The organism is Streptomyces sp. NPDC050619 (assembly GCF_040654815.1).
Taxonomy (GTDB): Bacteria; Actinomycetota; Actinomycetes; order Streptomycetales; family Streptomycetaceae; genus Streptomyces.
Map to the genome: position 1 here is coordinate 13525 of NZ_JBFAIR010000002.1, position 24736 is coordinate 38260.

At 71.4% G+C, this 24736-nt stretch carries 20 protein-coding genes and 1 pseudogene; 12 read left to right on the top strand and 9 right to left on the bottom strand.

Going from position 1 to position 24736, the window contains the following annotated elements:
• The first annotated feature begins 415 nt into the window (after positions 1-415).
• The 4 genes from AB0I77_RS03265 to AB0I77_RS03280 are packed head-to-tail and all read left to right on the top strand — an operon-like array spanning position 416 to position 9233.
• Positions 416-2413, top strand: coding sequence for a TIGR02677 family protein (locus tag AB0I77_RS03265; protein WP_363280593.1), 1998 nt, complete (start codon positions 416-418; stop codon positions 2411-2413).
• Entirely contained in the window at positions 2410-3657 is a 1248-nt protein-coding gene (locus AB0I77_RS03270; protein ID WP_363280595.1) for a TIGR02678 family protein, read from the top strand. Before AB0I77_RS03265 ends, AB0I77_RS03270 begins: the two co-directional genes overlap by 4 nt.
• Positions 3654-7859 (top strand): TIGR02680 family protein, encoded by a 4206-nt coding sequence (locus tag AB0I77_RS03275; protein ID WP_363280596.1) that lies wholly within the window; start codon positions 3654-3656, stop codon positions 7857-7859. The genes AB0I77_RS03270 and AB0I77_RS03275 overlap by 4 nt, the downstream gene beginning before the upstream one ends.
• An 18-nt stretch (positions 7860-7877) precedes the next feature.
• Positions 7878-9233: a TIGR02679 family protein gene (locus tag AB0I77_RS03280; protein WP_363280597.1), complete on the top strand. Its 1356-nt coding sequence runs from the start codon at positions 7878-7880 to the stop codon at positions 9231-9233.
• A 103-nt stretch (positions 9234-9336) separates the two neighbouring features.
• Here the strand turns inward: AB0I77_RS03280 and AB0I77_RS03285 are convergent, their stop codons facing one another.
• Positions 9337-10542, bottom strand: a complete 1206-nt coding sequence (locus AB0I77_RS03285) for a PP2C family protein-serine/threonine phosphatase (protein WP_363280598.1) — start codon at positions 10540-10542, stop codon at positions 9337-9339.
• A 104-nt stretch (positions 10543-10646) separates the two neighbouring features.
• Entirely contained in the window at positions 10647-11405 is a 759-nt protein-coding gene (locus tag AB0I77_RS03290; RefSeq protein ID WP_363280599.1) for an IclR family transcriptional regulator C-terminal domain-containing protein, read from the bottom strand.
• 453 nt (positions 11406-11858) lie between these two features.
• Here AB0I77_RS03290 and AB0I77_RS03295 point away from each other — a divergent pair, with 453 nt between their 5' ends.
• From AB0I77_RS03295 to AB0I77_RS03315, 5 genes are all read left to right on the top strand, one after another.
• Complete coding sequence (locus AB0I77_RS03295; RefSeq protein WP_363280600.1) at positions 11859-13955, top strand: bifunctional polysaccharide deacetylase/glycosyltransferase family 2 protein; 2097 nt, start codon at positions 11859-11861, stop codon at positions 13953-13955.
• Between the two features lie 13 nt (positions 13956-13968).
• Positions 13969-15201, top strand: a complete 1233-nt coding sequence (locus AB0I77_RS03300) for an LCP family protein (RefSeq protein WP_363280602.1) — start codon at positions 13969-13971, stop codon at positions 15199-15201.
• 66 nt (positions 15202-15267) lie between these two features.
• Entirely contained in the window at positions 15268-15693 is a 426-nt protein-coding gene (locus AB0I77_RS03305) for a PAS domain-containing protein (RefSeq protein WP_363280603.1), read from the top strand.
• The gene (locus AB0I77_RS03310; RefSeq protein WP_363280604.1) at positions 15693-16319 is read left to right on the top strand and encodes a DUF6629 family protein; all 627 of its coding nucleotides are present in this window, start codon (positions 15693-15695) and stop codon (positions 16317-16319) included. Before AB0I77_RS03305 ends, AB0I77_RS03310 begins: the two co-directional genes overlap by 1 nt.
• 191 nt (positions 16320-16510) lie before the next feature.
• A complete protein-coding gene (locus AB0I77_RS03315) occupies positions 16511-16879 on the top strand; it encodes a hypothetical protein (protein WP_363280605.1) in 369 nt (122 codons plus the stop codon).
• Positions 16880-16897: 18 nt separating this feature from the next.
• Here the strand turns inward: AB0I77_RS03315 and AB0I77_RS03320 are convergent, their stop codons facing one another.
• Positions 16898-17149 carry a twin-arginine translocase TatA/TatE family subunit gene (locus AB0I77_RS03320; protein WP_363280606.1) on the bottom strand — a complete coding sequence of 84 codons (252 nt, stop codon included), beginning with the start codon at positions 17147-17149 and terminating at the stop codon, positions 16898-16900.
• A gap of 152 nt (positions 17150-17301) precedes the next feature.
• Between AB0I77_RS03320 and AB0I77_RS03325 the strand changes: the two genes are divergently transcribed.
• The gene (locus AB0I77_RS03325) at positions 17302-17697 is read left to right on the top strand and encodes a BlaI/MecI/CopY family transcriptional regulator (RefSeq protein WP_363280607.1); all 396 of its coding nucleotides are present in this window, start codon (positions 17302-17304) and stop codon (positions 17695-17697) included.
• 172 nt (positions 17698-17869) lie between these two features.
• Here the strand turns inward: AB0I77_RS03325 and AB0I77_RS03330 are convergent, their stop codons facing one another.
• Complete coding sequence (locus AB0I77_RS03330) at positions 17870-18325, bottom strand: TerB family tellurite resistance protein (protein ID WP_363280608.1); 456 nt, start codon at positions 18323-18325, stop codon at positions 17870-17872.
• 94 nt (positions 18326-18419) lie between these two features.
• Positions 18420-18758, bottom strand: a complete 339-nt coding sequence (locus AB0I77_RS03335; protein ID WP_363280609.1) for a LysR substrate-binding domain-containing protein — start codon at positions 18756-18758, stop codon at positions 18420-18422.
• Between the two features lie 491 nt (positions 18759-19249).
• Between AB0I77_RS03335 and AB0I77_RS03340 the strand changes: the two genes are divergently transcribed.
• Positions 19250-19765 carry a carbon-nitrogen hydrolase family protein gene (locus AB0I77_RS03340; protein ID WP_363280610.1) on the top strand — a complete coding sequence of 172 codons (516 nt, stop codon included), beginning with the start codon at positions 19250-19252 and terminating at the stop codon, positions 19763-19765.
• 84 nt (positions 19766-19849) lie between these two features.
• On the opposite strand, the gene AB0I77_RS03345 is transcribed toward AB0I77_RS03340, so the two are convergent.
• A complete protein-coding gene (locus AB0I77_RS03345) occupies positions 19850-20107 on the bottom strand; it encodes a hypothetical protein (protein WP_363280611.1) in 258 nt (85 codons plus the stop codon).
• A gap of 401 nt (positions 20108-20508) precedes the next feature.
• Between AB0I77_RS03345 and AB0I77_RS03350 the strand changes: the two genes are divergently transcribed.
• Positions 20509-20721, top strand: a complete 213-nt coding sequence (locus tag AB0I77_RS03350; RefSeq protein ID WP_363280612.1) for a hypothetical protein — start codon at positions 20509-20511, stop codon at positions 20719-20721.
• 155 nt (positions 20722-20876) lie between these two features.
• Here the strand turns inward: AB0I77_RS03350 and AB0I77_RS03355 are convergent.
• The 3 genes and pseudogenes from AB0I77_RS03355 to AB0I77_RS03365 form a co-directional block, all read right to left on the bottom strand.
• Positions 20877-21945 (bottom strand): annotated as a pseudogene (locus AB0I77_RS03355) (alkene reductase).
• A gap of 165 nt (positions 21946-22110) precedes the next feature.
• Positions 22111-23457 carry an aldehyde dehydrogenase family protein gene (locus AB0I77_RS03360; protein ID WP_363280613.1) on the bottom strand — a complete coding sequence of 449 codons (1347 nt, stop codon included), beginning with the start codon at positions 23455-23457 and terminating at the stop codon, positions 22111-22113.
• A 153-nt stretch (positions 23458-23610) separates the two neighbouring features.
• Positions 23611-24651, bottom strand: a complete 1041-nt coding sequence (locus AB0I77_RS03365; RefSeq protein ID WP_363280614.1) for an NAD(P)-dependent alcohol dehydrogenase — start codon at positions 24649-24651, stop codon at positions 23611-23613.
• Positions 24652-24736 lie beyond the last annotated feature (85 nt).

Here is a 24736-nt window from a genome sequence, read left to right on the forward strand (position 1 = left end):
TCCGGATACCGGGTCCGTGTTGCTCACAAGAATTTCCGATCTGATGAGGTGTGCGGTGTCGGCGCGGTCGCCCGCTCCTCTCCCTCTGCGTATTGCCGGGGCGGCGCGTTACACCTCAATCCGCTACGCCCCATATATGGGTGCCTGTTCAGGGACTTACGCAAATTTCAGATGTGACGGCACATTTGAGGATGGCGCGGCAGAAGCTGTACCGAGCAGACGGAATTTCATGGAAGGGGCCGTGCCGAACGGCATGTGCCGGTGCCCGTCGTGGCCGGGCACGGCCGCCGTCATCACGTCCTGGCCGAGATCCTCGTCGACGCGGTCCTCGCCCCCCTGCTCTGGGTCGGCAACGCGGCCGAAAATCGGACATCCCGCACAGGCATGAGCGCGGGTCCGGGAGAATGGGCTGACGATGACATCGCAGATCCCCCAGCCCTCCCGCCCCGGCCCCGCCGACTACGCCCCCTTCGCCCACCTCACCGCCCCCAACGCCCCCCTCTACCGCCAGGTGATGCGCGCCTTCCTCGTCGCCAAGGAGCGGTTCGCGGTGCATCTGCGGCCGGAGGACGTGTACGCCGCCCTGGACGCGGGGAGCCGGCCCGCCGATGTCGAGGCGGTGGTGAAGGCGCTGGACAGTCTCGTCGGCTGGGGCAATCTGCGGGCCGATCCGGACCACGCACGGGTGACGGCGGTCGAGGACTTCTACCGCAGGCGGTTCATCTACCAGCTCACGCGGGCCGGTGAGGCCGCCGAGGCGGCGCTCGGGACGTACGGCGAGGTGCTGGGGCGGCGCGGTGAACTCCAGGCGGTCGCGCTGCACGACATCGTCACGCAGCTGCGGGCGCTTCTGGTGATCGCGTCGGAGGACGAGCCGGACCCGGCCAAGGCGTCCATCGCGCTGTCCGTGCTGACGACGCGGTTCACCGACCTCGCGGACAACGCCCGCGCCTTCATGGGCTCGCTCCAGCGGACCATCGACCTCCACGATATCGAGGTCGAGGCGTTCCTCGCCTACAAGGACCGGCTGATCCAGTACCTGGAGCGGTTCATCCAGGACCTCATCACCCTCGGCGGGCGGATCGCCCTGCTGATCGGGGAGTTGGAGGAGCGGGGCCGGGTCGGGCCGCTGCTGCGGCTCGCCGCCGCCCGCGAGGCCGCCGACGCGGCTCCCGAGGACGCCGAGCACGCTCAGGCGGCGGCGTACGAGAAGTGGGCCGCCCGGTGGTCCGGGCTCGCCCAGTGGTTCGTGTCGGGGGAGGGGCGGGAGTCGCAGGCCAGGCTGCTGCGCGGGCGGGCGCTCGGGTCGATTCCGCAGTTGCTGGCGGTGGTACGGCAGTTGAACGAGCGGCGGGCCGGGCGGTCCGACCGCTCGGCCGACTTCCGCACGCTGGCGCGCTGGTTCGCCCAGGCGCCGGACGACGCGGCGCGGCACCGGCTGTGGCGGGTGGCGTTCGGGCTGCACTCCTCCCGGCACCTCACCGTCGACGCCGACACCCTCGCCGAGCGGTCGGCCTCACCGGAGCCGGCTTCGACCCCGTGGAGTGCGGCGCGACCGCTGCGGATCAGCCCCCAGTTGCGCCGTACGGGCAGTTACGAGCGGCGGGGCAAGCCGCGCAAGGTGGCCGACCGGGGCGAGGCGAAGCGCAGGCTCGCCGAGCTCGCCGCTCGGCAGGCGGGGGAGGCCAGGCAGGCGCGGGAGCGTCTCGTCACGGGCGGGCCGGCGCGGCTGTCCCGGCTGGGTGAACTCGATCCGCTCGCCTTCCAGTTGTTCCTGAGCCTGCTCGGCGACGCGCTCGCCACCTGGCGGCCGGGCATGACGACCACCGTGGCCACCAGCTCGGACGGCTCGATGGAGATTCGGCTGACCGCCCTCGACGACGGCTCGACCGCCGAAGTGCACACCCCCGACGGGGTGTTCAGCGGCCCCGACCACCTGGTCGACATCGTCGACCTCACGGTGGGGGAAGAGCGCGGCGGCCCGTCCGGTGCACCCAGGCGCACCGACCTGCCCGCATCCGTGTCCACGCCCGCATCCGTGTCCGCTCCCGCATCCGCTCCCGCTCCCGCTCCCGCTCCCGCATCCGCTCCCGCTCCCGCTCCCGCATCCGCTCCCGCTCCCGCTCCCGCTCCCGCTCCCGCTCCCGCTCCCGCTCCCGCATCCGCTCCCGCTCCCGCTCCCGCTCCCGCTCCCGCTCCCGCATCCGCTCCCGCTCCCGCTCCCGCTCCCGCATCCGCTCCCGCTCCGGCATCCGTGCCCGCTCCCGCATCCGCGCCCGCTCCCGAACCCGCGCCAACACCCGGACCAGCACCCGGAACAACACCCGCACCCGCACCCGCACCCGTCCCCCAGCAGGATGGCGCCCCCCTCCAGCCCTCCCGGGCCGACCGACACCTTCCGGAGGACCGATGACCGGCCCCCTCGCCGAGGTCCTCGACGGCCAGCGCCAGGCCGACCTTCAGCGGGCCGCGCGGGCGTTGCTGAAGGAGCCGTTGCTCACCGCCGACGGGCCGTACTCCGACGAGTTCCGGCTGGTGCGCCGGCACGCCGCCGAGCTGCGGGAGTGGTTCGAGCGCAACGCCGGCTGGGCGCTGCGCACCGACGCGGACGCCGCACGGCTGCGCAAGACGCCCGGCACCCTCACCGACGCCACGCACCCGGCACGCGAGGCCGCCCGGACCGCCCTGCCCTTCACCCGCCGCCGCTACGTCCTGCTCTGCCTGACGCTGGCCGCGCTGGAGCGGGGCGAGTCACAGGTGGCGCTCGGCCGCCTCGCCGAACAGGTCGTCCTGGCCGCCGCCGACCCCGAACTCGTCGCGGCCGGGATCACCTTCACCCTGGAGCGGCGCGACGAGCGCCTCGACCTCGCGGCCGTCGTACGCCTGCTGCTGCGGCTCGGTGTGCTGCGGCGGGTGGCCGGCGACGAGGAGGCGTACGTCAGCGGGTCGGGGGACGTGCTGTACGACGTACGGCGGCGGGTGCTGGCCGGGATGCCGGCGCCCCGGCGCGGCCCCTCCATGGTCGAGGCCGAGGACTTCGAGGAGCGCCTGGTGGAGATGACGGCGCAGACCGCGCTCGACAGCGACGAGCTCAGGTTCCGCGCGATCCGCTGGAAGCTGACCCGCCGCCTCCTCGACGACCCGGTGCTCTACTACGACGATCTCGCCGACGACGAACTCGCCTACCTCACGCGGCAGCGCGGCTTCATCACCGCGCGGATCAACGAACTGACCGGGCTGGTCGCGGAGGTGCGTGCCGAGGGCATCGCCATGGTCGATCCGCTGGACGACCTCACGGACGTACGCATGCCGGAACAGGGCACGCACGGTCACATCAGCCTGCTGCTGGCAGGGCACCTGGCGCGGGCCACCGGACCCGTCGATCCGGCCGAACTGGCAGCCCTAGTAAGGGAATTGGCCGTGGAGCACGGCGGCTTCTGGTCCAAGTCGGCGAGGGAGCCGGGAGCGGAGCCAGAACTCGTGGAGCAGGCGCTGACGAAGCTGGTGGCCCTGGGACTCGCCGAGCGCACGGAACGGGGCGTGGTACCCCGCCCGGCCCTCGCGCGGTACGCGGTCGGCGAGCCCGTCGTCAGGGAACCAGCGCCGGACCGCCGTACCGCCGCGCCCCCGGACACGATCGTGAAGGACGAACAGTGAACCGCGCCGTGACCGCCCTCCCCAGCCCCGCGCCCGGCCGGTGGCGACCGCTGCGCATCGGGCTCGTCGACCTGTTCCACTACGACGTCGAGGAGTTCTGGTTCCGCGACGGCCGGCTGCTGCTGCGCGGCAACAACGGCACCGGCAAGTCGAAGGTGCTCGCCCTCACCCTGCCGTTCCTCCTGGACGGCGACCTCTCCGCCCGCCGCGTCGAGCCGGACGGCGACCCGGGCAAGCGGATGGAGTGGAACCTGCTCCTCGGCGGCCGGCACCCGCATCCCGAGCGGCTCGGCTACACCTGGATCGAATTCGGACGCCTCGACGACCGCACCGGCGAGGCGCATTTCCGTACGCTGCTGTGCGGGCTGAAGGCGGTCGCCGGACGCGGCATCGCCCGCCACTGGTTCGCGGTGACGGACCAGCGCATCGGCGCCGGCCTCGACCTGCTGGACGCGACCGGAACGGCGCTGTCCCGGGACCGGCTCGCGGAGGCCGTCGGCAGTCACGGCATGGTCTACGACACGGCGAAGACGTACCGCCGAGCGGTCGACGAAGCCCTCTTCGGGCTCGGGGAGCGGCGCTACGGCGCCCTCGTCGACCTCCTGATCCAGCTGCGCCAGCCCCAGCTGTCCAAGCGCCCGAGCGAAGCCGCCCTGTCCCGGGCGCTGACCGAGGCGCTGCCGCCGATGGACCAGGCGGTCGTCGCCGACGCGGCGGAGGCGTTCAGGTCGCTGGACGAGGAGAAGGAGGAACTGCGGGCGGCCCGCGAGGCCGAGCAGGCCTCCTCGGCGTTCCTCGACCACTACCGGCGCTACGCCCGCCTCGCCTCCCGCCGCCGTGCCCGCCTGCCCCGCCGCGAACACGCCCGCTACGAGCACCTCCAGCGGGAACTCCTCAAGGCGCAGGCGGACCGGGACCAGGCTGTGAAGGACCGCGAGGAGGCCCGGACCAGGGGCGCCGCACTCGACGAGCGGGCCGCACGGCTGGCCGCCCAGGACGCGGCCCTGCGGTCCGGACCCGAGATGCGCGACGCCCGCGCACTCGACCAAGCCGCGGCCGACGCCTCCCGTACGGCCGCAGAGCTGACCCGGGCCGAGGCGGACCGGCGGACGGCCGCCGAAGCCCACACCCGGGCCCTGGGCCGGCTCGCCACCGCGGACAACCGGCTCACGGCGGCCCAGGAGGCGCTGGACGACATTCAGGACCGGGTGGCGCGGACCGCCGCGGCGGCCCGGCTCGACGTCCCCAGGGTGGAGGGAGCCCCGGACAAGGTCCTGCGCCGGGAGGCGGAGGAGGCGACGGCGAGCAGGCGGCGCGCCGTCGAGCACGCGGCGGAACTCCTCACGCGGGCCGAGCGGGCCGAGGAGCAGCGCAGGGCCGCCCGGCTGCGCGCCGACGAGGCCGACGAGGAGGCCGTGCACAGCGGGGAGCGGCTGGCCGAGGCGGAGGAGCACGTCGCCGGGGCGGGGCAGGCGCTGGTCAGGGCCGTTCGGGAGCACCTCTCCGGGTGCGTGGAGCTGCGGGTACCCGGGCTGCCGGGTGTCCTGGACGCGGTGCAGGACTGGGTGAGCGGCCTGGACGGCCCCCTGCCGGCCCGTACGGCGGCGGCCGGGGCCCATCGCACCGCCGCCGCCCGCCTGGCCGACCGGGCGGCCCGACTGGCTCACGACGAGGCGGCGCGGGCGGACCGGCAGCGGCTGGCGGCCGAGGAGCTGACCGCCCTCGAAACGGGCGGGGAGCGCGGCCCGTCGGCTCCCTACACCCGCACGCCCGACGTCCGGGACCGGCGCCTCGGCGCCCCGCTGTGGCGGCTCGTCGACTTCCGCCCGCACGTCACCGAGGCCGACCGTGCGGGACTGGAAGCCGCGCTGGAGGCGTCCGGGCTCCTCGACGCCTGGGTACGGCCGGACGGCTCCGCAATCGCGGCGGACGGCCACGACGTGCTGCTCGACCCGGTCGGGCTGCTCGGCGGAGCCGGCCTCGACCGTGCGCTGTGCCCGGCGGTCGACCCCACGGACGTGGGCGCCGCAGCCGTGGGGGAGGAGACGGTCGCGCGCCTGCTCGCCTCGATCGGGCTGGCCGCGAAGGACGCGGACCATCCCGGGGAAGCCTCCTGGGAGGCAGGCGGCCACGACACCTGGGTCTGCGCGGACGGGCGCTTCCGGGTCGGCGCGCTCACCGGAAGCTGGGCCAAGGACAGCGCCCAGTACGTGGGAGAAGGCGCCCGGGAACAGGCACGCCGCGCCCGGATCGGCGAACTGCGCACCGAGATCGACGCCTTGACGGTGCGGCGGGAGCGACTGGCGGAGGAGTCCCGCGCCGTGGACGGGCGACGCGCCGTGCTCGACGCCGAACTCGCCGCACTGCCGGGCGACGACGACCTGCGTCAGGCCCACGCACGCGTCACCACCGCCGCCGACGCGGCCCACCGGGCCCGTGCCCGGCAGGACGAGCGGGCCGCGGAACTGGCCCTGGCCGCGGAGCGGGCCGACCGTGCGGCGGCCGAACTCGCCGAGACCGCGGCCGACCTGAACCTTCCCGCCGACCGGACGGCCCTGGGCGCCGTACGCCAGGCGCTCGCCGACCACACCGCCCTGCTCGCGGCGCTGTGGCCCGCGCTGCGCGAACGCGCGGACGCCGAGCGCACGGTCACCGGCGAGCAGACGGAGACCCGCCGGGCCGAACTCCTCGTGTCCGAACTCGCCGAGCGCGCGACGGAGGCGGTCCGGCTCGCCGCGGCGGCGGACGAACACCTCACGACACTCCGCTCCACCGTCGGAGCGGCCGTCGCCGAACTCCAGCGGCGGCTGGAGGAGACGGCCGGGGCGGCCCGCGCCTGCGAGAGCGAACAGCGGCAGGCTCAGGCGGACTTGGGCGACGCCGACCGGCGGGCCAGCCGCGCCGAGGGGCGCATCGAGCGGCTCGCCGAGGACGTCACCGAGGCGACCGCCGCGCGCGAGGAAGCCGTCGCGGCGCTCCAGCGGTTCGCCTCGACCGGGCTGCTCGCCGTCGCCCTGCCCGACCTCGCCGTACCGGACGACGACGGCGGGACCTGGGCGGCGACCCCCGCCGTGGCTCTCGCCCGCGCCGTCGAGTCGCGGCTCTCTTCGGTCGAGGACTCGGACGCGGCCTGGGAGCGCGTGCAGAAACGGCTGAGCGAGGAGTTCGGCAGGCTCCAGGACGCGCTGTCGCGGCACGGCCACACCGCCACCGCCCGTCCGAGCGAGGACGGCATGCGGGTCGACATCGTCTACCAGGGCCGCGAACGGGCCGTGCCCGAACTCGCCGAGGCGCTGGACGTCGAGGTCGCCGAACTGACCCGCATCCTGTCCGCACGCGAGCGGGAGATCCTTCAGACCCACCTGATCACCGAGGTCGCCGGGACCCTCCAGGAACTGATCGGGGCCGCCGAACGACAGGTGCGCGCCATGAACAGGGAACTGGAGGAGCGCCCGACCTCGACGGGCATGAAGCTGCGTCTGGTGTGGCGGGCGTCCCGCCGGGCCCCGCAGGGACTGGCCCAGGCACGTGAGCGGCTGCGCCAGTCCGCCGACGCGTGGTCGCCCGAGGACCGGGCCGCGGTCGGCGCGTTCCTCCAGGAGCAGATCGCCCGCAGGCAGGCCGACGACAGCTCGGGCAGCTGGCTGGAGGACCTCACCGCCGCCCTCGACTACCGGGCCTGGCACGAGTTCGGCGTCGAACGCCACCAGCACGGCAAGTGGGTGCCGGCCACCGGACCCGCCTCGGGCGGTGAACGGGTACTGGCGGCGTCCGTGCCCCTGTTCGCCGCCGCGTCCTCCCACTACGCGAGTGCGGGCGGTGCCCACGCCCCGCGCCTGGTCACCCTGGACGAGGCGTTCGCCGGCGTCGACGACGACTCGCGCGCCAAGTGCCTCGGCCTGCTGCGCGCCTTCGACCTCGACGTCGTCATGACCAGCGAACGCGAATGGGCCTGCTACCCGCAGGTACCGGGCATCGCCATCGCCCAGCTCTCCCGCGTCGACGACATCGACGCCGTGCTGGTGACGCGGTGGGAGTGGGACGGCAGCGACCGACGGCGCGGCACGGAGCCCGGTGCCCCAGCCGACGGCCCCGGCGAGGCGGCCGACGAAGCGGCCGACGAGCAGGTGATTCCCGTCCGCGATCCGGGGCGGATCATCTTCATCGACGACCCCGCGGAACAGGACTCCTTGTGGACATGAAGTGGACATGAAGTGGACATGAACCCCGCGGCGACTCCGTCCGTCCCCAGCGGCCGGCTTCCGGGGGCCGGACCAGAGACACCGCAGGACGACGCCGTAGTGGACGCCGCGCCGACCGCGCTGCCACCGGCCGCGGACCAGGCCGGCATCGACACCGAGCGTCTTGGCCGCCTGCTCGGCGATCCCGGCCTGGTCTGGCTCGTGAAACGCGCCCGGCAGCGGATGGCACGCGGGCAGCCGCTCACCGGCTCCGTCACCCTGTCCGACCCGGACGCATCCCAACGCCGGGCCACCGAGCGACTGCTGGGACGGGCGCCACGAGCCGGTGGATCCCTGAGCGTTCGCCTCGACACCGTGGACGCGATCCTGCGGCGCTCAGGCGTCAGCCGCGACGGACTGGCGGCGGCCGTGATCGCCCTCACCGGCCCCGTCGCACTGCGTGCGCAGGTGCGGGACAGGGAGGAACGAGCCTGGCAGGAGGCGTACGCCCCGCTCGGCACCCTCGACGCGGAGCTGGCCGACTGGGCCGAGCGGATCCGCCGGGACGGCCTCGTACGACGCCTCGCCCGCACACCGGAAGCGGCCGGCCCCTTGGTGGAGGCCGCCGTGCGCGCGCTGCGTGCCCTGCCCGTGTCACCCCCGACCTCGCGAGCGACGTTCGGGGCACAGCACCTCTCCGGCGCCCACGCCCTGGACGAGGGGACACCGCTCGCCACTCTCGTCCTGTCCGGGATCCGTTCCCTCACCGGCTTCCCGGACGGCGCCGGCGCCGGGTGGCGGCGGGAGGCATGGGCTTCGGCGGGGCTGCTCAAGGACGACCTGTCGTCGACCGTCCTCACCCTCAACCTGCGCGGTACGCCCTCCCTCGACTGGATGGCCGACGCGGGCGAGCCCGCGGTACTGACGCTGCGCTCGCTCACCCGTCGCACACCGGTTGCCGCCGTCCCGGCCACGGGAACCGTCCACGTCTGCGAGAACCCGGCCGTGCTGTCCGCCGCCGCCGACGCCTTCGGCCCGAAGTGCCCGCCGCTGGTGTGCCTCCAGGGGCAGCCGTCGGCGGCCGCCCTCACCCTGCTGCGCGACCTGTCCGCGCGGGGGGCCGGCGTTCTCCACCACGGCGACTTCGACTGGGGCGGCGTACGCATCGCCACGGCGCTGAGGCGCAGCGTCCCCTGGCGCCCATGGCGCTACACGGCCGCCCACTACCGGGCAGCGGTGACCAGGATGGCCGAGGCCCCGGACCTGACGGGCCCGCCCGCCGCGACCGAGTGGGATCCGGACCTGGCCGTCGCTCTCGCCGAGTGCGGTGTCCGGGTCGAGGAGGAAGCGGTGCTGGACGACTTGCTGGCGGACCTGGGAACGGGGGGCCGTTGACGCGCGGCCGGGCAGGGAACCGTGCGCCTTACGCGGAATGCGTAGCGATCCTCTTACGTGGAGTGCGTAGCGATCCTCTTACGTGGAGTGCGTAGCGATCCTCTTACGTGGAGTGCGTAGCGATCCTCGAATCCACCGCGAACGGCTCCTGACCCGCGGAGCGCTCGGCCCGCACCTCTTTGCGGAGCATGAGCAGCGCCGCGTCGTCGTGCAGCCGGCCGCCCACGTGCGCCAGCAGTTCGTCGTGGAGTGCGGTGAGCGTGCGGGCCGGGTCGTCGGACAGATGGCGCGCCAGACCTTCGGCCAGGGGATAGAACTCGCGGCCGTGGTCGCGGGCCTCGGTGACCCCGTCGGTGTAGAGCAGCAGTTGATCTCCGTCGGCGAAGGGCAGCACCTGGAGGCCGGGAGTCTCGCCCGAGAGGGCGCGCAGCCCGAGGGGCGGGGCCGGATGGGTGGGCTCCACGGCCACCACGCCGCCGGATGCGCGGACCAGCAGCGGAGGGGCGTGTCCGCAGTTGACCAGCTCCAGCTGCCCTTCCGTCGGGTATCCGGCGACCACCGCGGTGACGAAGTCGTCGCTGCCGAGGTTGCGCGCCAGGCTCCGCTCGATCCGGTCGACGACGGTCAGAAGATCCGGCTCGTCGTAGGCGGCCTCGCGGAAGACGCCGAGCACCAGTGCGGCGGTCCCCACGGCCGGCAGCCCCTTGCCCCGCACATCGCCGACGATCAGCCTGACCCCGTACGGAGTGGGCACCAGCGCGTAGAGATCCCCGCCGATCCGGGCCTCCGCCGCCGCCGCGCTGTAGCGGACGGCCACCCGGAACGGGCCGACGGTCGCCGGTACGGGCTTGAGCAGCGCTTGCTGGGCGGCCTCCGCGACCGAGCGGACGGCGGCGAGCACCCGCTCACGACGCCCGCGCAGCGCGCTGGCCAGGCCGCTCGCCAGCGTGACGGCCGCCAGGGCGGACAGTACGGCCGCCAGATCATGGGCCGAAAGGCCGTCCCGGGTGGTTCCGAGCGTCGCGCCAAGGACCGCGGCGAGGAGACCGACGCAGAACACTCCGCGTGGCCCGCTGGTGGTGGCGGCCAGCGCGGGTCCGGTCGCGAGCAGTGGCAACCAGGTCATCCCCGCATCGGCGACGAGGGCGACCAGCACGATGACGGAGACGATCAGTACGGGCAGTGCGGTCGTACCGGTGGGCAGCTGGGCGGCGGCGCGTATCCGGGCCGGTCCCCGGGGGCCGGGCACTCGGTTCCTGAACAGCCGCATCGGCCGGTGGTCGCCGGCATGGTCTCGAGCCTGGCTCATCTCTCGTCCGCAGTCCTCACCTGGATACCGGTGCGCTCCTGAAATGTCCGTTTAGTTCAGGTAACGGTAACGGGTTCCGGTGTGGTTGCCACAAGGCCGGGTTTTCAGATAGTGAGCGAAAGGCCCCTGGTGACGTGGTCGGCGGTCGGGATCAGCCGGGTCACGATCTCCTCGAGCCGGGGAAGCCGGTCCGCCGGCAGGGAGACGCCGAGCGAGCCGAGCGTGTCCCCGCTGTAGACGGGTACGGCGACGCAGACCGTCCCGAGGGCGTACTCCTCCAGGTCCGTGACGGCCGGGGCCACGGGGGAGGCGTCGATTCGCCGGAGCAGTTCCGGCGTGCTGGTGATCGTCCGTGGGGTGAGATCGGCGAGGTGATGCCGGGAGAGGTAGTCCATGCGGGAGTCGTCGTCCAGTTCTCGCAGCACGGACTTGCCGAGCGCGGTGGCGTGCCCCGCGTCCTCGAATCCCACCCAGAGGTCGACCCGGGGCGCCCGCGGGCCGTCGACGATCTCGGCGACCCGGATCTCGCCCTCCTCGTAGAAGGTGAGGTAGGCGGCGGTCGCGAGCTCGTCCCGCAGCGCGGCGAGCGTGGGCCGGACGCGGCTGAGCAGCGCCTGCCCGCGGCCTGTGGTGTGCAGAGCCTCCACCTTGTCGCCCAGGACGAACCCGCCGTCGTCCAGCTTCCGCACGTATCCGTCGTGGACCAGCGTCCGCAACAGGTGATAGGCGGTGGCCAGGGGCAGGCTCGTCTCACGCGCCAGCTGCTTCGCCGGCGCGCCGTTCTGGTGCGCGCTGACCGCCTCCAGCAGGCGCAGGGCCCGCTGCACGGACACGATGAGCGTGGGGCCGTCCTGAGCACCCATACGACCAGCGTGCGCCGGGCGCACGGCACAGGCAAGGCGTGCCGGAACTCTTCGCGATCCCGCCCGCACCAGCGCCCGCGCCCCGGAACGGGGACGCCTGTCGTGGGCCGTCGATCACGTTCGACCGCACAGGCGCGCCACGTGCCAATGCGCGCCCATCCTCCCCAGCGCACCGATGCTGTCCGGCGTCACACCCGGCCGCCGGAGCGCAAAAGGTTGCCTTCCTATTCGGACATCGTCACGAGATTCACCATGGCTACACTCGCCCCTCATGTGTGAGGGCAGTCGAACCACAGAACTGCACACAACGTGCGCTCAACAGCCATGCCATGACGTCTTCGATCGGAGCGGAACCACCTTGCGGCACGCGGACTTCACCGGCGGACGCGCTCCCCACCCAGGCCGAAAAAGCACCATCTCGGCTGTGACTAATGCCACAAGGGGTGGAGGGGTGTGAGCCGTTCGGTAAGGGCCCGGCACAAGCGCTCCCGAGATCCGCGAGGGCACTGGCTCCTGCTGATCACCGTCCTCCCGGTGATGTTCGCCTCCTTGCTCTTCGAAGGCTGGACCAACAACGAGGTCGACGCCTCACCCGCGCGGCACGACTGCACGCGACCGGTATCGAAGGCCGTGAGCCAGGGCGGTCCAGTGCTGCGCGTCAACGGAGACAAGGTGGAGTCCGCCTCCATGCCGGCCCGCACCGTCGCGCTCACCTTCGACGGTGGCCCCGACCCGGTGTGGACGCCGCGTCTGCTCGCCCTGTTGCGCAAGCATCACGCACACGCCACCTTCTTCCTCTTCGGCGTCCAGGCGAGCCGGTATCCGGACCTGGTCCGGCGGATCCTTGCCGAGGGCCACGAGATCGGGTCGAACACGTACACCGGCGCCGACCTGGGCGCGGCATCGGACCTCCGCTCACGGATGGAGCTGTCGCTCACGCAAACGACGCTGGCCGGCTCCGCGGGCGTCAGGACCACGTTGCTGCGCATGCCGCAGACCACCTCGGCGGACACGCTGTGCGGCGCGGAGTGGAAGGCGGCACAGCGCGCCGCCGCGGACGGTTACCTGCTGGTCACGGCCGACAGGTCGTCTCGAAAGCCGGCGCAGGGCGTGATCCGGCAGTACAGCCAGACGGAAATCGCCTACAAAGAGACGGAAAAGCTACTCAACGACCGGACCGTCGACCGATTCACCACCGTGACGGACGGGGTCCGGTTGCCCTCGGCCGACACGTCGGCGTCCACCGTCGAACGAGCGCAGGGCACGGGCCTGATCTGGGTCGCGACCATGGGGCACGCGTTTGCGAAGGCCATGACCTGGGTGCTGGCCATCGCGGGCGGTCTCGGGCTGCTGCGCCTGTTCCTGCTCGTCCTCTTCGCCCGTGCCCATGTCCGGCGTCTTACCCGCTTTCGCCCCGGCGCGCCCTGGCTGCGGGAGATCAACGACCCGGTGACCATCCTCATACCCGCCTACAACGAAGAGGCGGGCATCGAGTCCACCGTCCGTTCACTGCTCGCCTCCACGCACCCCTACCTCCAGGTCATCGTGATCGACGACGGGTCGACGGACCAGACGGCGGATCTCGCCACCTGGATCAACGATCCCCGGGTGAGGGTGATCCGTCAGCACAACGCGGGCAAGGCCGCCGCCCTCAACACCGGTCTGGCCAACGCGATGTACGACATCGTGGTCATGGTCGACGCCGACACCGTCTTCGAACCGGACGCGATATACCGGCTCATCCAGCCGCTGGCGCACCCGGCCGTCGGCGCGGTCAGCGGCAACACCAAGGTCGGCAACCGGCGCAGGCTGCTCGGCAGATGGCAGCACCTGGAATATGTCTTCGGGTTCAATCTCGACCGCCGGATGTTCGAGGTCCTGGAGTGCATGCCGACGGTCCCCGGCGCGATCGGGGCCTTCCGCCGGGACGCGCTGATGGGCGTCGGCGGGGTCAGCGAGGACACGCTCGCCGAGGACACCGACCTCACGATGGCGCTGTGGCGGGCGGGCTGGCGGGTGGTGTACGAGGAGTCCGCCGTCGCCTGGACCGAAGTACCCAGTTCGCTGCGCCAGTTGTGGCGGCAGCGCTACCGCTGGTGCTACGGCACCCTTCAGGCGATGTGGAAGCACCGCCGTGCCGTCGTCGAACTGGGCCCGGCCGGGCGCTTCGGACGGCGCGGGCTGACCTATCTCGCGCTCTTCCAGATCGCGCTGCCGCTGCTCGCGCCGGTCGTCGACCTCTTCGCCCTGTACGGGGCACTCTTCCTCGACCCCGTGCGGTCGACCGGGGTGTGGTTCGGCTTCCTGGCCGTCCAGCTGGCCTGCGCCGGATACGCGCTGCGGCTGGACGGTGAGCGGCTGAGGTCGCTGTGGTCGATGCCCTTCCAGCTCTTCGTCTACCGGCAGTTGATGTATCTGGTCGTTCTCCAGTCCGTGGTCGCCATCCTGCTCGGTACGCGGCTGAAGTGGCAGCGGATGCACCGCTCCGGGACAGCCGCCCAGCACCTCGGCCAACCCGCTCCGGCATCGGAGCTGACGACATCGCGATGACCGAGGACGGCTCATGAATGATCGACACAACGAGTGGCCGGGCGGGGGCCGGATCGACGATCAGTGGGAGACGCACCAGGTCATCCAGGGGGAGGTGCGGTACCGGATCGACCATTCGCCCCACCCGCCTTCTGTGCGCGTGGCGCGACCACCGATGCCGGCGCCGCACACCGGCGTACCGTCCGGACCCGCTGGGCCCGGCGAGCCGGGCGGCACCCGCCGTTTGAGCGACCGGCCTCTGAAACTCCGCCGCAGCAGGACCCGTCGGCTCCTGCGGGCCCTGATCCTGCTGCTCTGCGCGCTGCTCGTCACAGCCGTCGGCACCTACGTCTGGGCCGATTTCAGGCTCCACCGCGACGTGGACCTCGCCGAGATCACGGACCAGGTACCGCACGGCAAGGGAAGCAACTACCTCATTGTGGGCTCCGACAGCCGCGCGGGCCTCTCCGACCAGGCCATCAAGGAACTGCACACCGGCGGCTCGGCAGCCGACGGCCGCCGTACCGACTCGATGATCCTGCTGCACACCGGCGCCCACGGCACCACGATGATGAGCCTGCCGCGCGACTCGTGGGTGACCATCCCGTCGTACATCGACCCCAGAACCGGCAGGCACTACCGCCCGGCGAAGAACAAGCTGAACGCGGCTTTCTCGCTCGGCGGGCCCGAACTGCTCATACGGGCCATCGAGCTCAACACCGGTCTGCGCATCGGCCACTACGCGGAGATAGGTTTCGCGGGTTTCGTGGGCGTCGTGAACGCCGTCGGGGGCGTGGAGATGTGCGTGGACAGGGACATCAAGGACCCGAAGTCGGGACTGGACCTGAGGAAGGGCTGCCACAACCTCGACGGCCGCGACGCCCTCGCGTTCGTCCGTCAGCGTCATCAGGAGGCCGAGGGCGACCTGGGCCGCTCCCGCAACCAGCAGAAGTTCCTGGCCGCACTCGCCCGCAAGGCCGCCACACCGGGCGTCGCACTCGATCCGGCCAAGCTCTACCCGACCATGAGCGCGGGGCTGGACACGCTCGTCGTGGACAAGGGCATGAGTCTGCGGACCCTCGCATCGCTGTTCCAGGCGATGCGGAGCGTCACGGCCGGTCACGGCAAGCAGCTCACTGTTCCGGTGTCGTCCCTCGGTTTCCGGACCTCCAAGGGCAGTGCCGTGCGGTGGGACGAGGCGCAGGCGAAGAAGCTCTTCGCCGAGCTGAGGAACGACCGGCCGGTGACGTTCGAGGCGAAGAGGTGAGACACCGGCCTGGGCCTCGCAGCGTGCTCGGTTGTTGCCGCCGGGGTCCCGGAGCACACTGATCTCATGGTGCCCTCGGGCGAGGACGACGAGCGTGCGCTGGTGGAGTGGGCGTTCCGCCAGGCCTCGTTCTCCATGTCGGTCTTCGACGTCGAGCAGCGGTATCTCCGGCTCAACGAGGTGGCCGGCCAGGTCATGGGCGTGGCGGAGGACGTGCTGCGCGGCCAGGCCTTTCCCTACGGCATTCCGGCCGACGTGGACCATCTGGGCACGCTCCAGGCGCTGCGGGACGTGGCCGCGACGGGCAAGCCCGCGCACTACGAGAGCTACAGCCGGGCGCCCTCCGGCCTCCGGGAGCAAGCCTGGAATCTGGAGCTGTGGCCCGTCCGGAACGCGGCCGGCGAGGTGTGCGCGGTGGGCATGGCCGGCTTCGACAGCCTCGGCAAGACCATCTGGGCCGAACAGGCACTGACCTCGACCACAGCCGCCTGATGTGCTGGAGCGCGGAGGCCGACCTCGTGGCCGGTATCGGCATCACCGCCGTCGGCGCGGCCTGTGCGGTACGGGTACGACGTGGCCGTGATCTTCCGCTGGCCGCACTGCCGTTGCTGCTCGGAGCGCATCAGATGGTGGAGGCGGCGGTCTGGGCCTCGGACGGAGGCACAGGTCCCGCCACCCTCGTCTGGTCCGTCATCGCGCTCCCGCTGCTGCCGCTGTGGGTGTCGGCGGGCGTGCTCTGCGCCGCGCCACGGCACGCGCGGCGCAGGCTGGTCGTGCCGCTCGCCGTCGGGGGCGCGACCGCGGTGGTGCTCGCGTACGCACTGGCCACGCGTCCCGTACGCGCGGAGATCCGCGGCCACACCGTCGGCTACGTCCTGGACGTGCCGTACGCCGAACTGCTGATCGCGGGCTACCTGGTGGCCACGGTCGGCTCCTTGCTGCTGTCCGGCGACCGCGGCCTGCTCGGGTTCGGGATCCTCGCGACCGCGGGTGCGCTGATCTGCTGGGCGTGGTGGCGGCTGGAGTTCGTCTCGACCTGGTGCGCGTTCGCCGCGGTGTGTTCGATAGCGCTGTTCGGCTGGGTGCGCGGAGTCCGGCCGCTGCCGACGGGTGGCTGAGGGTGAACGGCGTTCACGCCTCCTCGGGGCCCCGGCCGCCGCGGTGTCTCATGGAAAACTCATCCCTCGGCCATGGTGAAACCAGGTGGTCGTCCCAGTATGGTCAAGAATTCAACAGGAGGCCTGGGTTCCGCGCGCCGGGTGGGCAGGGAGGCGCGGGGATGGGCTGGATCGGTCCGGGGGTGTCCGCGGTGAGCGACCGGAGGTACCGCTGTACCTGTCCGGGAGCGACGGTGTGGGTGACGGGCCCGCCGCTCGCCGACCGGCTCGCGGCGGCCTACGCACTCGCCGACCGGCTCGCGGCCGAGCGGCGCCGGGTCGAGGTGCTGGACCGGTTCGACGGCCCCGGCACGAACGCCGAGCGCGCCGGGCTGCTGGCCGAGGTGCTGGCTCGCAACGGGGTCGTGGCGATCGTCCCCTGTGCCGCGGAGGCCGTGGCCGCCGTGCGTGCGCGCCATGAGGCCAGCGGCACCCGGTACGTCGAGGTGTGCGTCGCCGGGCGGGAGAGCCCCCAGGATTCGGTGGCCGCGGTGCAGGGCCTGCTCGCCGGCCGGTGCTGACCGGCGCGCTTGCTTCCCCTATGAGGGCGCCGAGGGTGTCGAGGGCGGCGAAGGTGTCGCGGTGTCCGGGTCGACGACCTCACCCTGGATCACGCGGGGCGTTCCCTCCACCCGCGTCGCGTCGGTCTCGGCCTTGGCCTCGGCCTCGGCCTCGGCCTTGAGGATGCGCGTCGACTTGCCCGCCGAGCGGGCCAGTTCGGGCAGCTTCTTCGCGGCGAGCACGGCGATGACGATGATGAGAAGGATCGCGAGTTCGCTCAGTCCGAACATGGGGATGCGGCCTCCGTGAGGTGCTGGGCTTGCCGGGTCCGCCTTCGCCTGCGGCGCACCCCGGCTGAATCTACATCACTGTAGAAATGCTCGGTCCGGTGTCCTTACGATGGACCGCCCATGACGTGCGGGCAGCGGAAGGGAGACAGGGCGTGACGGATCACCGGCGGCGGCCCCGGCGACGGGGGCAGGGCGAGCTGGAGGTGCAGGTCCTGTCGGCCCTGCGCGAGGCGGACTGCCCGGCGACCGCGGGCTGGGTGCGGCGACGGCTCGGCGACGACCTCGCCCATACGACGGTGATCACCATCCTGACCCGGCTGCTGGCCAAGGGCGCGGTGACCCGGGAGCGCGTCGGGCGGTCCTTCGTATGGACGCCGGCCTCGGACGAAGCGGGACTGGCCGCGCGGAAGATGTGCAAGGTACTGGACGGCGAGCAGGACCGGGAGGCAGTGCTGGCCAGCTTCGTCACCGCGCTGGATCCGGCGGACGAACGGCTCCTGCGCGACCTGCTGGGGCGGGCCGGCCACACATCGCCCCCCGCCTGTTGACCGGCCGTGTCGCGATGTCGTTCATCCGCCGGCTCCACGGTGAGGCTGGTCCTCATCCCGCACGTGGCGACGCCGCTCTGACCTCGGCCGGGGTCAGGTGCTGCCCATGGGCGAGCACGGGCGCCGAACCGGTGTGCGTACGGCCGTCGTCCAGCCGTCGTTCAGGCCTCGCTCAGAGGTCGAACTCGTGCGGGGGCAGGTCCAGCGCGAAGCACGCCTCGCGCACGATGGCCTGCTCGCTCTTGTCGAAGTCGCCGTCGGCGCCGCCGATGACGATGCCGATCTGGACGACGGCGCGGGCCTCGGCGGGCTTCTTCTTCGCCTTCGCGATCTCCTGAAGCACGCTCACCTTGCCGAAGGCGAAGTCGGCGGTGAGCTTGTTGAGGTTCTCGTCGAAGCGCCGCTGGAGGTCCATGGCGTCGAAGTTCTGCAACACCTCGTTGGTGGCGATGAGTTGGGCCACGCGCTGCCGTTCGGCCGGGTCGACGGTGCCGTCGGCGGCGGCTACGAGCGCGCACATCGCCATGCTCGCGTCGCGAAAGGCACCGCTCTTGAGGTCGTTCTTCTTCGCCATGAGCTGGGTCTGCATCGTCGACGCGGACTCCTTGAAGCGGTCCCACAGGGCCATGTGAACTCCGTACGGGTCGGAAGGCGGGCCCGGACCGGTGCGGCCGGGCGTTCTCTACAAACAAGTAGAAGCATAGGGTCCGGAGTTGGCGCCCTCATCTCGGGGAAGCGGGCCCGGCCGGCGTCATGGCGAGCGTGGAATCGAGGCGGACGGCGAAGGCCTCGGTCGTCCATACGACGAACTCGTGGGCCGCCTCGTGGATCACGGCCACCGCCGCGGGCACCAGCGGGTCGGGGTCCGTGGCACGGTGGACGGCGAGGACCTTGCGGCGCGGTCCGTGCGTGCGCAGCCGGCGCATCGTGATGCTCCGGTCGATGCCGAGGGCGAGCGCGGGCACCATGGCGACGCCGAGGTTCTCCCGGACGATGCCGCGGATGACATCGAAGTCGGCGCTGGTGAAGCGGATGTCGGGGGTGAAGCCGAGCCGGCGCACAGCCGGACCAGGTTGTGGTGGCCCGCCGTGCCCTCCCGGTTGGCCACCCAGATCGCGTCCGACAGCTCCCGCAGGTCCGTCTGGTGGGGTCGGCGGTGTGGTGTCGCTGGCCGCGGATGACGACCAACTCCTCGTCCAGGAGGGGCAGGACGCGCAGTTCGGCCGGCCAGGCCTCGGGTACGGGGCCGCGGCGACCAGCGGAGCCGGGGCGACGGCGACGACTTCTGACCGACTGCGTGGCCTACGCCGAACCTCCCGCGACCGTCCCCAGCGCGGTCTCCCGTCGGAGGCAAAGGGACCAGCGTCTCAGGCCGTTGTTGCAGCCCGATCGCCTCGGGCGGGTTGCTGGGGAGCCGTCGCTCAAGGCGTGGAAGGCCGCGATGACAGCCCGTAGGAACTTCAAGCGCCAGGTGCGCGCCCGCGCCGCCAAGACCGGTGAGTCCTACACGTCCGCCCTGCGGCACTTCCGTCCGACTCCATCAGGAGACGTTATGTCGGAAGCAAGGAATCCCAAGAGCGTGCGGCTTGCCGCAGCGCAGACTCCGGTACGCGAAGACCCTCGAGACGTTGAAGCGCTGCGCGAAAGTGGGCGTGAGGTCCGTGCTCTGATGCGCGATGCCAGTGCTCAGGGAGCGAGGATCGTGCACTTTCCGGAAGGCGCGATCTGCTTTCCCAGCAAGTTCGTCATGTCCGTCGACGGCCCGGACGCGGTCGGCCCGGCGGACTGGGACCGGTGCCAGTGGCCGGTGCTCCAATCGGAGTTGGCCGCGATCGCCGAGCTGGCCCGCGAGTTGCGGCTGTGGACGGTGATTGCATCGGTGCACCGCCTGACCGAGCCGAACCGCCCGCACAACAGCCTCTACGTCATCTCCGATCGCGGCGCCGTCGTCACGCGCTACCACGAGCGCCTCCTGTCGAAGACGAAGGTCTCGTACATGTACTCGCCGGGCGTCTCACCGGCTGGCGTCGTGAGGCACGATCGGGCATCTACACCGACCACCAGGTGATCGACCCGCGCAGCGAAGACCGGACAGCGGCCTTCTAACTCAGAAGCAGAGAAGGCGCCTTGTACACCGGCTTACACCTGGCCGCTACTGGCGGAAAGGCGTCTGCGCCGGGAGCGCGCGGACCACCGAAGCACGATCGGCCAGTTGATGGCGCAGGCGACCGTTCTCCACCGTGGTTTGGTGCAGAGCGCCCACCAGTGCCTCGACGTCGGCCTTGAGCTTGGCGATTTCCTCCGCGTCGGCGGCCCGTAGCTCCTTGAGCCGACGGACCTGCTTGCGCAGGCGCTGCTCGCTGTCCGGGACGGCTCCGCAGGCGCGGACCTTGTCGTTGATGCTCGCCACCGAACTCCGCCGGTGCGGCGGGGTCGCCGCAGATGTTCGGCTCGTCGGGCCAGCCGGTCGGCGAGAGGGCCGGGCACCGCCTCGGACGTGGCCTGTTTCTCCAGGACTTGGGCGTGCTGAAGGAGCTGTTCGGCGTGGTGGTCGGTGCGTGCGATGTTCGCGCATGACGGCTGGCAGTGGTCCAGCCGAGGTGCGTCGGTGACGTCCAGGCGGTGACACAGCGCCCGGTCCCGGTTGTAGACGCACATCAGGAGTGAGCGCGGGTTGTTGTAGACGGTCAGGGCGGGGTTGCCCAGGATGTCGCGGGCTTGGCGGTGGGTGCGGATCGACCCTGCGAAGGTCGGGGCCTGCGCTGCTGCGTGGATGGCCCGCCGCGCGGCGGGCCCGGGGATGCCGACCCCGTGGGTGAGGTCGTCGTGGAGGGTGGTGAGCGGGTCGGCGGTGGCCCGGGCGGTGTCGATGTCGAGCAGTTCGTGGATGCCGTCGCGGCCGTGGGCGGCGTATCCGGCACTCATCGCGGTACGCATGTGCCCGTACTGAATGGCCAGCGCCACCAGCCCGCCCGGGCGTCGCGCGATGTGCCAGGCCAGGTTGTGGCCAGGGTTTGCGGTTGACCGTTGACCACTTCCTCAGTTGGTTGCTGACCGCCCGGAAGGGATGGAGGTCAGGCGAGCGACGCCCGTCGCAGCCTCAAGTTCTTCTCTCAGCTGCCGGTTCTCCAAAGTGATCCGCTGGATGTGGCAGTCGCTGGCGATGACTCTTTTTCAGGTCACGCGCTGTCGGCGGGCAGCGCCGGGTAGTCGGTGTAGCCGCGGTGGTCGCCGCCGTAAAAGGTGGCCGCGTCGGGGGTGTTGTAGGGGCCGTCGGCTGTGAGGCGGGCGGGCAGGTCGGGGTTGGCCAGGAACAGCGCGCCGAAGGCGATGATGTCCGCGGTGCCGTCCTCGATGTGGGCGAGTGCGCCGGGGCCGGTGGTCTCGGGGTGGGTGAAGGGGTTGAGGATGAACGCCGTCGGCCAGTCCTTGCGCAGCCGGGCGGTCAGGTCGCGGCCGGGGCTCTCGATCAGGTGCAGGTAGGCGAGGTCCAGCCGGGCGAGAGCGGCGATCAGGGTGGTGTAGGTCTCCAGCACGTCCGCCGGGTCGGTCTCGGCGATGTCGTTGTAGGGGTTGCCGGGGGAGATACGGAAGCCGGTCCGGTGGCTGCCGATCGCCTCCGCGACGGCCGTGGCGACCTCGATACCGAAGCGGGCCCGGTCCGTGGCGCCGCCTCCCCAGCTGTCGGTGCGCAGATTGGTGTTGGGGGCGAGGAACTGGTGGATCAGGTAGCCGTTCGCCCCGTGGATCTCCACGCCGTCGAAACCGGCGGTGATCGCGTTGCGCGCGGCGTCGGCGTAGTCGGCGATCGTCTGGGCGATGGCGTCCTGGTCCAGTTCCTTCGGTGTGACGTAGTCCTGGGGGCCCTGGTAGGTGAACACCTGGCCCGCCGCCGCGACGGAAGAGGGGGCGACGGGGATGAGTCCCTCGGGCAGCAGGCTGGGGTGGCTGATCCGGCCGGTGTGCATGAGCTGCGCGAAGATCGTGCCGCCCTGGGCGTGGACGGCGTCGGTCACCTTCCGCCATGCGTCGACCTGCTGGGCGGAGTGCAGGCCGGGGGTGTTGGTGTAGCCCTGGCCGCCGGCCGACGGCTGTATGCCCTCGGTGATGATCAGGCCGGCGCTCGCACGCTGGGCGTAATAGGTCGCCATCAGCTCCGTCGCCGTGGCTGCGGGTCATCGGCGCCATCGCGACGCGGTTGGCCAGCGTCTTGCCGCCGAGGTCGATCGGGTCGAACGCGGTAGTCATGGCAGCTTCCTTCGAAGAATGGGTCGGGTGAAAGAGACAGGCGGCAGCATGGGCCTGGCGGGTGTCAGGGAACCGGGACCTCAGCAGTCCTCATTGGGGCTGGGCAGAGGCACTCTCTGCGTAGCCGATCACCAGTCGGGCAGCCTGCTTCGGGAGAGCGCGGGCCTAGTTGAGCGGCACGTCCGCGACGGCCTTGAGGTGGCTGAACGTCTCGAGGGAGTACCGGCCGTGGTAGCGGCCCATGCCGCTTTCGCCGACGCCACCGAAAGGCAGTCCCGGCATGAGCAGCTGCATCACCGGCTGGCCCCAGGCGACGCCGCCGGAGGACGTCTCGTTCACGAGGCGCGACTTGGTGGCCTCGGACGTGGTGAAGGCGTAGAGCGCCAGTGGCTTTTCGCGTTCGTTGATGAAGGCGATGGCGGCATCGAGGTCGGCGACTTCGACGACGGGGAGGATCGGACCGAAGATCTCCTCCTGCATGACCGGCGATGCGGGGTCGACATCGGTGAGCACGGTCGGTGCGATGAACAGGTCGTCGCGGTCGTGCTGGCCTCCCACCGCCGCCCGGCCGGAGTCCAGCAGGCGAGTGAGCCGGTCGAAGTGCCGCTCGTTGATGATCCGGCCGAAGTCGGCTGAGGTCTGCGGGGTGGAGCCGAACTGGGCGTCGACCGCCGCGCGGAGGGCGGGGACCAGTGCGGCGGCGGTGGCAGAATCGGCCAGAACGTAGTCGGGGGCTATGCACTGCTGCCCCGCGTTGCCGAACTTGGCACCGACCAGCCGCTTCGCGGTCTCGTCCACGTCGGCGTCGGGCGCCACGAAGACCGGTGACTTGCCTCCGAGTTCAAGCGTGACGGGGGTGAGGTTCTTGGCGGCTGCGGCCATGACGATCCGGCCGACCGTGCCATTGCCCGTGTAGAAGATCTGGTCGAAACGCTGCGCCAACAGGGCCGTGGTCTCCTCGGCGCCCCCCTCGACCACGGTGAGCACGTCGGCGTCGAAGTACTCTCGCAGGAGGCGTGAAGCGACCGCCGATGTGTGCACCGAGATCTCGCTCGGCTTGGCCACCACGGTGTTTCCGGCGGCCAGGGCGCCGATGATGGGGTCGATGAGAAGATGCAGCGGGAAATTCCACGGAGCGATCACCAGGACGACCCCGAGCGGGTCGTACGTGGTGTATGCCGTTGTCGTGGGACCGAAGTGGGCGGGAACCTCCACCGGGCGAGGCTGAAGCCAGCTCTCGAGATTCGCCAGCGTCTCGTCGATGTCGCCAATGGTGAAGTCGATCTCCTGCATCTTGGCCTCGGTCGCGTTCTTCCTCAGATCCGCCCAGAGCGCTTCGAGCAGCTCCTGCTCGTTCTCGACCAGCAGTGCCCGCAGCCGCTGCAACTGGTTGACGCGCCAGTCCAGTCCGCGGGTGACACCGGTGTTGAACGTTGCACGAAGGCGGCCGACCACCTCCGCGGCCGTTTCGCTCTGGCGCGTCCTCGACTCATTGGCTGTTGGTGCGGTCATGGGGGTGTACTCCGTTCTTGATGTACGCCACGCCGTCAAAGGCGTCGGCCTGCCGTGGTACCGGTGATGTGGTAGGTGACGGATGACGGCTTGTGCTTCAACGACCCCTGGAATCCGCCTCATCCGCCGGGGCCCTCACTCGCGCGACCGGTCTCAGATGGTTGCGGTGTCGATCACGAACCGGTACCGCACGTCACTCGCCAGCACCCGCTCGTATGCCTCGTTGATCTCGGAGGCGGCGATCCGCTCGATCTCCGCGCCGATCGCGTGCTCGGCGCAGAAGTCCAGCATCTCCTGCGTCTCGGGGATGCCGCCGATCATCGAACCGGCGAGGATCTTGTTGCCACCGATGAGGGAGAACGGATGGAAGGCGACGGGCTCCTCCGGAACGCCCACGTTCACCAGGGCGCCGCCCGTCCGGAGCAGACTGAGGTACGCGCCGAAGTCCAGTGGCGCCGACACCGTGGAGACGATCAGGTCGAAGGAGCCCGCGAGCTCCTCGAACGTCTTCGGGTCACTGGTCGCGTAATAGTGGTCGGCGCCCAGCTTCAGGCCGTCGTCCTTCTTGCGCAGCGACTGGGAGAGGACAGTGACCTCCGCGCCGAGCGCGTGCGCGATCTTGACGCCCACGTGGCCGAGACCGCCCAGACCGACCACAGCGACCTTCTTGCCGGGGCCCGCGCCCCACTGCTTGAGCGGCGCGTACGTGGTGATGCCCGCGCACAGCAGCGGCGCGGCGACGTCCAGGGACAGCCCGTCGGGGATACGGACGACGAAGTTCTCGTCGACGACGACGTGCGTGGCGTAGCCGCCGTAGGTGGGCTCTCCGTCACGACCGATGCCGTTGTACGTCTGGACAGCCCCCCGTACACAGTGCTGTTCCTGGCCGGCCTTGCAGTTGTCGCACTCGCGGCAGGAGTCGACCAGGCAGCCGACGCCCACGCGGTCGCCGACCTTGTACTTGGTCACGCCGGGGCCGACCTCGGAGACGACGCCCGCGATCTCGTGGCCCGGGACCATCGGGAAGATCGCCTCACCCCAGCCCTCGCGGACCTGGTGGATGTCCGAGTGGCAGATGCCCGCGAACTTGATGTCGATCAGTACATCGAACTCGCGGACCGCGCGGCGCTCGATGGTGGTGCGCTCCAAGGGAGCCTTGGCGGCGGGGGCAGCGTACGCAGCAACAGTGGTCATGCCGATGGTTCTCCTAGCTGAGGTTCCCTGCCCGGCTGCCTTCCGGCCGGGCGCAGTGGCCAGCGTCCGGGACGGGCCGGCATCC

Excerpts from the sequence above, each read along its gene's own strand:
- AB0I77_RS03310 (WP_363280604.1), top strand. The coding sequence starts at position 15,693 with ATGTGCTGGAGCGCGGAGGCCGACCTCGTGGCCGGTATCGGCATCACC.
- AB0I77_RS03270 (WP_363280595.1), top strand. The coding sequence starts at position 2,410 with ATGACCGGCCCCCTCGCCGAGGTCCTCGACGGCCAGCGCCAGGCCGAC.
- AB0I77_RS03290 (WP_363280599.1), bottom strand. The coding sequence starts at position 11,405 with ATGGGTGCTCAGGACGGCCCCACGCTCATCGTGTCCGTGCAGCGGGCC.
- AB0I77_RS03330 (WP_363280608.1), bottom strand. The coding sequence starts at position 18,325 with ATGGCCCTGTGGGACCGCTTCAAGGAGTCCGCGTCGACGATGCAGACC.
- AB0I77_RS03265 (WP_363280593.1), top strand. The coding sequence starts at position 416 with ATGACATCGCAGATCCCCCAGCCCTCCCGCCCCGGCCCCGCCGACTAC.
- AB0I77_RS03360 (WP_363280613.1), bottom strand. The coding sequence starts at position 23,457 with ATGACCGCACCAACAGCCAATGAGTCGAGGACGCGCCAGAGCGAAACG.
- AB0I77_RS03320 (WP_363280606.1), bottom strand. The coding sequence starts at position 17,149 with ATGTTCGGACTGAGCGAACTCGCGATCCTTCTCATCATCGTCATCGCC.
- AB0I77_RS03365 (WP_363280614.1), bottom strand. The coding sequence starts at position 24,651 with ATGACCACTGTTGCTGCGTACGCTGCCCCCGCCGCCAAGGCTCCCTTG.
- AB0I77_RS03280 (WP_363280597.1), top strand. The coding sequence starts at position 7,878 with ATGAACCCCGCGGCGACTCCGTCCGTCCCCAGCGGCCGGCTTCCGGGG.
- AB0I77_RS03300 (WP_363280602.1), top strand. The coding sequence starts at position 13,969 with ATGAATGATCGACACAACGAGTGGCCGGGCGGGGGCCGGATCGACGAT.
- AB0I77_RS03285 (WP_363280598.1), bottom strand. The coding sequence starts at position 10,542 with ATGAGCCAGGCTCGAGACCATGCCGGCGACCACCGGCCGATGCGGCTG.
- AB0I77_RS03340 (WP_363280610.1), top strand. The coding sequence starts at position 19,250 with ATGTCGGAAGCAAGGAATCCCAAGAGCGTGCGGCTTGCCGCAGCGCAG.
- AB0I77_RS03305 (WP_363280603.1), top strand. The coding sequence starts at position 15,268 with ATGGTGCCCTCGGGCGAGGACGACGAGCGTGCGCTGGTGGAGTGGGCG.